Genomic DNA, 8863 nt, shown 5'->3' on the forward strand with positions numbered 1-8863 from the left:
GTTCGACAGGGCGGTGTCGACGTGTGCGGGGTGTGACGCGCGATGGCGGCGGACAGCCCCCGGCGACGGCCGCGAAGGACAGGGCTTTGCGGGGGGGGCTCGAAGCAGACGTATGAGTGCGTTCGAGGGATTTCGCTGTACGGACTGTGGAGCGACGACCGGTGACGAGGGCGCGACGCGCTGTCCGGAGTGTGCCGGATCGCTTGACGCCCAGTACGATCTCTCCGCCGATCTCTCGGCGGACACGTTCGCCGACCGATCGGGTGGGTGGAAACACCGCGAGCTGTTGCCGTTCGTCCCCGACGGGATGGGCGAGGGGGCGACACCGCTCGTCGAGGCGCCGCGGCTGGCCGAGGAGTTGGGCGTCGGCCGCGTCCTGATCAAGAACGAGGCCCACAATCCCACCGGTTCCGTCACCGACCGTGGGTTGGCCCTCGTCGCCGAGGCTGCCCGGCGGGCCGAGGCTGACACCCTTGCGCTGGCGACGACGGGCGACGACGGGCAGTCCGCGGCTGCCTACGCCGCCCGCGCCGAACTCCTCTCGCGGTCGTTCGTGCCGAGCCGAGCGACGTTCATAAGCAAGGCGATGATCAACGTTCACGGCGGCGACATGCGCGTCGTCGAGGGACGCTTCGACGACGCCCGAGCAGTGTACGAGGACGATCGCGAATCCATGCCGGCGGCCGACGAGGAGGAGTGGTTCCCGGCCGGCCCCTTTGAGTCGCCGTTCCGTCACGAAGGCGCCAAGCCGATCTACTACGAGATCGTCGAGAGTTTAGAATGGACGGCCCCCGACGCCGTCGTCGTCCCAGTGGGCCACGGTGCGACCATCGCCGGCGTCTGGAAAGGTGCCCGTGAGTTCGAGTCGACCGGCGTCGTTGAGGGAACGCCCGAACTGTACGCCGCCCAACCGGACGGCTGTGCGCCCGTCGTTGAGGCGCTTGAGGACGAGCAGGACCCCGAACCGTGGGACGTGCCGGATACAGTCGTCGGTAGTCTCGAGATTCCCGACCCCGCCGGGGGGCTGGCGGCCGCCGAGGCGGTTCGGGCCAGCGGCGGTGCGGGGGTCGCGGTCGACGATCAAGATCTCCTCGACAGCGCCGCGACTGTCGCCCAACACGAGGGGCTCGAGATCTCGGTCGCCTGTGGGGCCGCTGCGGCGGGTGCGTGGGATCTCGCCGACGCGGGACAGTTCGGCCCCGAGGATACGATTGTCCTCCTCAACACCGCGATGGGAAACAAGGACGCCGACATCATCCGGAGCCGACTGATGAGTCAGGGAATCTGAATTACGCCACGGGAGTGGCCCCGATGATTTCAAACCGCGCGCCGCCGGTTTCTGAGTCGATCGCGGAGACGCACCAGCCGTGCGCCGTCGCGATCTCCTGTACTGTTCGGTGCCGGACTGTTTCTGAAGATACTCCGTCACGCCGGCCGAGATCGCGTCGCTTGCGACCGTTCCACTTCCCTTGCCTGTAAAGAGAATAAACGGGAGGTCGGGATGCGTCTCCCGGACGCGCCTGAGGCGTTCGATGCCGTCGGTGTCCGGCATATCGTAATCGGAGACGACACAGTCGAACGCCGATTCCGAGAGATACGATTCCGCCTCGGCTGCACACGCTGCGGTTTTCACCTCGAAACGGTCGTCCCCACGCTTGAGAAAGGCCGAGATCATCTCGGCGAACGAGGGTTCGTCGACGTGCAACACCCGTATCGGCCCCTCCATGCGGCGTCCGTTCCGACCATACCTATCTAGACGTTGTGGGAATTTTGTTCATCCATACGGATCGCGTCGGGTCCCACACATTTTTATATCGGGGGGCGAAACGCCGCGCCGATGACGCTCTTTGAGACGGTGGTGGCCGGCGTCGCCTTTGGGCTCGCTCTCGCGGCCCCGCCGGGTCCGATGAACGCTGTCATCGCCGAGGAGTCCGTCCTTCGAGGATGGCGGGCCGGATTTAAAACTGGTCTAGGGGCGATGACGGCCGACATTCTGTTCTTCTTGCTCGCGCTCGCGGGTGTCGTTACGTTCGTTCGGGGACTGCCGACGGTGCAGAACGCGATGTTTCTCGTCGGTGGTGCGTTGATGCTGTACTTCGCCTACGGCGCGATACGAGGGGCAAGAGGGTCCTTCCGGACGGGGGCGACTCCCGAAAGCCGCGGGTTCCGGAAGGCGTTCGTCCTCTCCGTGAGCAACCCCTACCAGATACTGTTTTGGCTCACGGCCGGTGTCGGGCTGTTGACGCCCGGCACGGTCGACGTGCTCTCGTACGCCAGCGAGTCACTGTCGGGACTTGTCGTCGTCGAGACCGGGAGCGCGGCCCTGATCCTCGGGTTATTTTGTGGCGTTGCGGGGTGGATCGTCGGCTTCCCCGCGGCCCTGTCGGCGGCCGAGTCGCGAATGGAGTCGTTCGCACCGGTTGTCGCGTACGGCAGTGCGGTCGTCCTCGCCGGGTTCGGCCTCTACTTCCTCGCCGAAGTGCTTCTGTTATAGATCAATATCCGGCGGCTCCTCTGGTTCCATGCCGGCAACCTCGCTCTCGAGCCACTCTTTGAACCACCGGACACGTTTGATGCGCTGGAAGGCAATGCTCTCTGCGGTGTCAGAATGGACCCGCGAGACGGCGTCCTTGCCGCGTTCGAGGACGCGTCCGACCATCTCGTTCGCGTCCATGTGGGTTCGTGACTCATACCCCATCCGGAGGATCATGAGCGTCGTCCCGTTGGCGCCAACCTTATCGAGGAGGTCGGCCTCCATCAGACACCGCGTCTCGAGGGGGACGTTCGCCAGGTCGCCCTCATAGGAGTGTTCCGCGACGGCATCACACACCTGCGTAATGAACGATTCGGGGTATTCAGTGCGTGAACGGAGGTACTCGCCGGCGACGCGGGCCCCGGCCTCGGCGTGGACATCTTGATCGGCTTCGAGTTTGGCGATGTCGTGAAAGAGCGCGGCGACGCGGGTGATATCGACGTTTGCGCCTTCTTTTTCAGCGATTTCGGCGGCCAGTTCGGCGACGTTGAGGATGTGGTTGTAGCGGTACTCCGCGGAGTGCCAGGGATACCACCGCATTCGGCCGCCCTCGTCCTCGCCCTCAATGCTGGCGGCGAGGTAGTCATATACGAACCGCTTCATCGCCTCGAACTCCTCGCTCGAGACCGGCGATTCTTTTATTTCGACACCCATGTATCCACCTCCGTGTGACAGAGAACAAACGTGTGAGTCATCTTGCTATTCAAAACGGCAGTTCGACTCTTTAGGTTTACGACCGGCGGTCGAAGCCACGGTGGCGGCGGATCGTGACGGCGGCGGCGTTATGTGCCCGGAGCGCGTTCGGACGGACGCATGATGTTGCCGACACACGCGCTCGTCGGGATGGCGCTCTCGCTCCCCGTCGCCGTCGCCGTCCCCGAGCTCGCGCCGGCGGCAATCCTCGGTGGGTTCGCCGGCGGCGTCCTCCCGGATCTGGACCTCTACGCCGGTCACCGGCGGACGCTGCACTTCCCGACGCTGTACCCGCTTGCGGCCGTCCCGGTGTCGCTGCTCGCGCTCGTCCGGCCGGAACCGGCGACCGTCGCCGCCGCGTTCGTCGTCATCGGGGCCGCCGCCCACTGCCTGATGGACATCTACGGGGGCGGGCTCGAACTCCGGCCCTGGGAGGGCACCTCCGAGCGGGCGGTGTACGACCACGTCTCCCGAAAGTGGCGGCGACCCCGCCGCGTCGTACGCTATGACGGGTCGAAGGGCGATCTAGCGATTTCGGCCGGCGTCGCCGTGCCCCTGCTTGCGTTCGTTGAGTGGCCGCTTCTCGCGCTCATCGTGATCGCGCTGGCCGTCGGAACTGTTTACGCTCTCCTCCGGCGTCGGCTCGCCTCGCTCGCGCCGATCGTCTTCGGGGCGGTACCCGAACCGTTGGAGCAGTACGTGCCCGAGCGCTATTCCGAGGAATAGACCAGGGGAGTCGCCGTTCGACGCTCAACAGAATAGACGGCGTGCGGCCGGTGGGTCGACCACGAGCCGGTGGCAAACGGTCATCTTTTTCGGGGACCATCCGGATTTATGTCGGACGGCGTGAAACGCAGAGACATGGAGATACGCGAAGCCACGACGGACGACGGCCCGGCGGTTCGGTCGATCGCCCTGCGATCGATGGAAGCGTCGTACTCGTTGAGCCCGAGTACCATCGAGAGCGCGATCATGCAGTGGTACGGCGTCGACAGCTTTGCCGACCTCCTCAACGACGACGGGGTGCTGTTGCTCGTCGCCGAACGGGACGGCGAACCGGTCGCATTCTCCGAGAGCGCGCTCGTCGACGATCGGGGGGACATCCACTGGATCCACGTCGCCGCGATGCACCGCGGAGAGGGGATCGGGCAGTCCCTCTACGAGGCGACGCGCGAACGCTTGATGGATGCGGGCGCGGAGACGATACGCGGCCTCGTGCTCGCGATGAACTCTGAGGGCAACCGCTTTTGGGAGCAACGGGGCCTCCAAAAGGTGGGCGAAGGTACCGTCGAGGTCGACGGAACCGCTTTCGTGGAAAACATCTACGTCGATGAGGACAGCGTCGAACTAAAGCCGGTCGTGGTCGACGACCGCGAACTCTACATCGACCAGGGCGACATCGACCGGGGCTCAGAGGGGCCGTTCTACACCGTCTACACCGACGAGAACCGCGAGAACCGCTACAGCTACTACTGCGGCAACTGCGATACGCTCATTACGTCGATGGACACGATGGGTCGGCTCTCCTGTGAGGAGTGCGGCAACCAGTTGAAGCCGACGCGGTGGGACGCCGCGTACATGTAACGTTCCCCGGCCGGCGATAGAGCTCGTGCCGTCACACCCGAGCGGTTTAAGTATGGAACGATAGCGACCGACGGTCAGTCGGACTGTGTCCAACAATCGGGAACCGTGGCAATCTTTATTTTCCGGGGGGTCAAACCCTTCTGTGAATGGGAGCTGTTAGCAAACCCCTCGTCGAGAAGGCACGGGCCGTCTTCCGCGGGCTCGGCTACGAACTCACCGCGGAAGGCGAGGAGCTCCGGGCCGAACGAAAGTGGCGGACCGTCTACGTGACGACTGCGGACCCGGCCGAGGCGAACACACACGGCCGGCTCCGGTGTTTTGTCGCCCGCGCCGAACGCGCCCCGGAGATTCAGGACCGATTGCTCGAAATCGAACCCGACTACGATTGGGCGGTCCTCAGCATCGACGAGGAGGGGGAGTATCGGGTGTTACACCCGAGTGCGGACGTGTTGCCGGCACCGTAGCCGCGGGCTCTCTTGCGCCATTCGGGGCGAACGCGGTCACGATGCACGAAGCCGACCCGACGCCGCGAGTAGATGCTTCTTTGCTACCGCTACTTATAAAATAGACGACACATCTGGATACATTTACAACGTGTGCCGTCGAACCCGCACACGACATGGTGTTCAAAAAGATCACGCTCATCGGAACGAGCGACGAGAGCTTCGATGCCGCCGCCGACGACGCCCTTGATCGGGCGGAGAACACGCTGGACAACATCTACTGGGCCGAGGTTGAGGAGTTCGGCGTCGAGATGGATGCTGCCGACAACCGGGAGTACCAGGCCGAACTCGAGGTCGCTTTCGAACTCGAATAACCCGAGGCGGACCCGCGCTACTCGGTGTTTTTCCGGATAGCGCCCGCTGAAGACCGAAACTACCGCGAGCAAGACGACGCCGAGTTTGTCGAGTTTCCGGAGGTAGGTCTGCTCAACGAGTTGCAGACGCTCTCGCGGGATGCCTGTGGGGGCGACGACTCGCCCGTCTCGGTCGTGGCGGGGATTTTATTTAGCCGCCGTCGGTGGGACCGATATGAACGAACGGCGTCTGGTCGTCGCCGGTTTCGGAGCCCTCGTGGTCGGCGTTTTGGGGTACATCGCGTACCGTTTCATCGCGGCGTTCACCATCGCGGTGTTTCTGTACTACTCGACGCGCCGGTTTTACGCCTCGCTCGGGCGGTTCCGGCTACCGAAACGGGCGCGTGCCGTGCTCACCATCTCGCTGCTCGCGGTCCCGCTCATTCTTTTACTCAGCTACACGCTCGTCCTGGTGGCTGTCGAAGCCAGGGCGTTCGTCGAAACGTACCCGGTTTTCGAGGCCGCACCCGACGGAATCGCGTGGTTCCAGGGCCTCGAGGACCTGCCCGAACCGACGATAGCGGGGATCGTCGAGGCGTACCGGGCCGGCCAACTCGACGTGTTCATCGACTTTGCGGTCGAACAAGCGGCCTTCGTGACGAGCGTCGTGACGGGCCTGCTGTTGAACCTCCTTATCGTCTCGATCCTGACATACTACCTGCTCATCGACGGGGAGACGTTTCAAGGCTGGCTGTTGCGGTTCGATGACGACGGCATTGTACGTGAGTATTTCCAGGCCGCCGACGACGAACTTGAGGCGGTGTTGTTCGGCAACCTTCTGAACGTCATCGTGATTTCTCTCATCTCGATCGTCGTGTTCGGCGGCTACAACGCGGTCGCCCCATCGGGTGCCGAGGTCCCGTATCCCGCGCTCGCCGGGGCGTTGACCGGTATTGCGAGCCTGATTCCCGTGGTTGGAATGAAGATTGTCTATTTCCCGCTCGCGGCAATCGCTGCGGTACGGATCGCGCTCGGCGAGGACCCCGCGCTGCTGTCGTACGTTGTCGGGTTCTTGGTGTTGTCGGTCGTGATCGTCGACACGATCCCGGATCTCGTACTCAGGCCGTACTTCAGCGGGGAGCGGACCCACGTTGGGCTGTTGATGCTCGCGTACATCTTCGGCCCCATCGTGTTCGGGTTCTACGGGCTGTTCTTCGCCCCGATCGTCCTGGTGTTGGCGTTGACGTTCGCTGACACCGCCCTCCCGCGGTTGCTTGGTGCCGACCCAAAGCCTGACCGCCCACCCGAGAGCCAGACGAAACTCGATCGGTTCCGGTGATCGGCGGCGTCACAAGTGCACGAGCCTACGCCCGGGGGCCGTTTGAAAAAACTGTGTGGACCGTGTTTAGTCGGTGACGTTAGGTATCCCCGGAGTCGAACACCCAGATCATGTTCTGATCGTGGTGGCCGGTGTCCTCGCCGATTATGAGCCGACCGTCGTCCATGACGCGGATGTTGTCCGGGTTTGCGATCGTGTTCTCCGTATCGAGCGACGTCATGCCGGTTTTCGCCATTGAGGAAGCCATGTTAGCCATACCGGAGACGCCGCCATCCTCGCTGTCCTCGTTGGCCGGATTGAACGAACACGACTGACACGCCTTGCTGTTGGACTTCGGGTTCGCGTCGTAGGGACATCCACCGCAGATGTTCGCGTCCTCACCGCCGGTGACGATCGGCTCCATGCGGCTAACGTCGTATCGGTAGTCCATCCGCATCCGGTAGATCGCGCCGTAGTCGTTCCCCTCCAATTGGATCTCACCCTCGTCGTCCGCCATGGTCTCGGTGACCGCGGACATCGCCATATAAAGGTAATCGCCCGGATCGGCGTCGGGCCTGCGGCTGATGCCCTCCATTTTCCGGAACTCCATCGTCGCGCCCTTGGCGAGGGCGGCCTCACGTGTTTCGAGGAACGCGACGCGGTCGTCCTCGGCGTCGCCCGCAGCCCACGCCTCGATCTCCTCGTCAGTAATGTAGGAGTTCTCACCCGCCGTGTAATCAGCCCGGGTGATATCATCGTACTCGGCGATCCAGGATTCGATCTCCTCGTTCGATGCGGAGCCGAGTTCGACCCATTCGAGATCGAATCCGACAGAGTTCGGGTCCGTCCCGGCGTCGGCGTCGGCCTTGGCAGCGTACAGGGTTCCGGATGAGAGGTCGCCAGCGTCGTCGGCAACGAACTTGTAGAACCCCTTTCCGGTGCCGTCCGAGGACGTGTACACCGTCTTTTCGTCGGGCATTACCTCGGCAACTTCGTGAGCCGACCGTCCCAGCGTGAACTGCTTGACTGGCGTTGGCGACTCGCTTTTCGCATCTATGAACTCAACAATGTACCCGTATCGATAGGGGTTCGGGAACACCTCTTCATAATTGCCATCGGCGCCGAGATAGTCGGCGAGCGTCTCGATGTCCGCAGCGGAGTCCCACTCCGGATTGTTCCAGTCGTCACGCGCGGTATGTTCGTAGTTTTCCTCGGCAGACAGCGGCGTTCCCCACGGCGACACGGAGCCGAAGCAGTTGACCCACGTTCCTTCGACGTCGCGAAAGTCGACGTTCAGTCGTTCGACGGTGTCGAAACCGCCGTTTCCATCCGGTTTAATCTGTGTTCGACTGACCATCCCCGGGCGATTCTCCCAGTTCGTGAACACGTAGTAGCCGTCGTCGCCGTCGTCGATGACGCCATTGAAATCCGGGTTCGTTGAGGACGTCAACACTTCGCCGTCGGGTGAGATGGCAGCGCCCAACGGCTCCCCGTTCCTCGTCTTTTGTCCGCCGATAGCCAAGATTCCGTACTCCCCGTGGGCCGTCTGGACGTCCTGTTTTCGCCGCGGTGATTCGGGAACCTGGACGCTCTCGAAGTCCCGCGGGAGTTCGTTGATGTCGAACCCATCGACGTGGCCGACAGCACTTTTGTTCATCCCATACCACATATTGTCCGGGTCGGGATGCTGGACGTTGAAAAAGAACTCACCGTCGTCGGTGACGAACAACCCGGTGATCTCCGCGCCCGTCGCTGTGGTCGCAAATCGGTTAAGCGTCGCGCCCTCCTGTTCAATTCCACGACCGCCGTGGGCCGCCTCCGCCGTTCCAGTCGCGGTCTTGCCGATTGCGCCCGTCGTCAGTAGTGCAGCGACCGTTTTGAACGTATCTCGCCGTGTTTGTTTCGGCATTCACTTGTTGGTCGCACAGTTAGTGTATAA

At 63.2% G+C, this 8863-nt stretch carries 9 protein-coding genes and 1 pseudogene; 7 read left to right on the forward strand and 3 right to left on the reverse strand.

The features are described 5' to 3' along the window. Positions 1–112: 112 nt before the first annotated feature. Positions 113–1288, forward strand: coding sequence for a threonine synthase (locus tag ACI944_RS08185; RefSeq protein WP_411718566.1), 1176 nt, complete (start codon positions 113–115; stop codon positions 1286–1288). A gap of 162 nt (positions 1289–1450) precedes the next feature. Here ACI944_RS08185 and ACI944_RS08190 read toward each other — a convergent pair. Beyond that, positions 1451–1726: pseudogene (locus tag ACI944_RS08190) on the reverse strand (response regulator); the annotation flags it as partial. A gap of 111 nt (positions 1727–1837) precedes the next feature. On the opposite strand from ACI944_RS08190, the gene ACI944_RS08195 reads away from it, so the two are divergent. Further along, entirely contained in the window at positions 1838–2494 is a 657-nt protein-coding gene (locus ACI944_RS08195; protein WP_411718567.1) for a LysE family translocator, read from the forward strand. Here the strand turns inward: ACI944_RS08195 and ACI944_RS08200 are convergent. Beyond that, positions 2489–3187: an HD domain-containing protein gene (locus ACI944_RS08200; protein ID WP_411718568.1), complete on the reverse strand. Its 699-nt coding sequence runs from the start codon at positions 3185–3187 to the stop codon at positions 2489–2491. The two genes, ACI944_RS08195 and ACI944_RS08200, sit on opposite strands and share 6 nt — an antisense overlap. 159 nt (positions 3188–3346) lie before the next feature. Between ACI944_RS08200 and ACI944_RS08205 the strand changes: the two genes are divergently transcribed. The 5 genes from ACI944_RS08205 (at position 3347) to ACI944_RS08225 (ending at position 6945) form a co-directional block, all read left to right on the forward strand. Beyond that, positions 3347–3952 carry a metal-dependent hydrolase gene (locus tag ACI944_RS08205; RefSeq protein ID WP_411718569.1) on the forward strand — a complete coding sequence of 202 codons (606 nt, stop codon included), beginning with the start codon at positions 3347–3349 and terminating at the stop codon, positions 3950–3952. Between the two features lie 135 nt (positions 3953–4087). Then, positions 4088–4810, forward strand: a complete 723-nt coding sequence (locus tag ACI944_RS08210) for a GNAT family N-acetyltransferase (RefSeq protein ID WP_411718570.1) — start codon at positions 4088–4090, stop codon at positions 4808–4810. A 146-nt stretch (positions 4811–4956) separates the two neighbouring features. Continuing rightward, positions 4957–5274 (forward strand): hypothetical protein, encoded by a 318-nt coding sequence (locus tag ACI944_RS08215; protein ID WP_411718571.1) that lies wholly within the window; start codon positions 4957–4959, stop codon positions 5272–5274. Between the two features lie 155 nt (positions 5275–5429). Continuing rightward, positions 5430–5627 carry a dodecin gene (locus ACI944_RS08220; protein WP_411718572.1) on the forward strand — a complete coding sequence of 66 codons (198 nt, stop codon included), beginning with the start codon at positions 5430–5432 and terminating at the stop codon, positions 5625–5627. Between the two features lie 214 nt (positions 5628–5841). Further along, complete coding sequence (locus ACI944_RS08225; protein ID WP_411718573.1) at positions 5842–6945, forward strand: AI-2E family transporter; 1104 nt, start codon at positions 5842–5844, stop codon at positions 6943–6945. 79 nt (positions 6946–7024) lie between these two features. On the opposite strand, the gene ACI944_RS08230 is transcribed toward ACI944_RS08225, so the two are convergent. Further along, the gene (locus ACI944_RS08230; protein WP_411718574.1) at positions 7025–8833 is read right to left on the reverse strand and encodes an alkaline phosphatase PhoX; all 1809 of its coding nucleotides are present in this window, start codon (positions 8831–8833) and stop codon (positions 7025–7027) included. Positions 8834–8863: the final 30 nt, after the last annotated feature.

Origin of the sequence: Natronomonas sp., assembly GCF_046710025.1 — an archaeon.
GTDB lineage: Archaea > Halobacteriota > Halobacteria > Halobacteriales > Haloarculaceae > Natronomonas.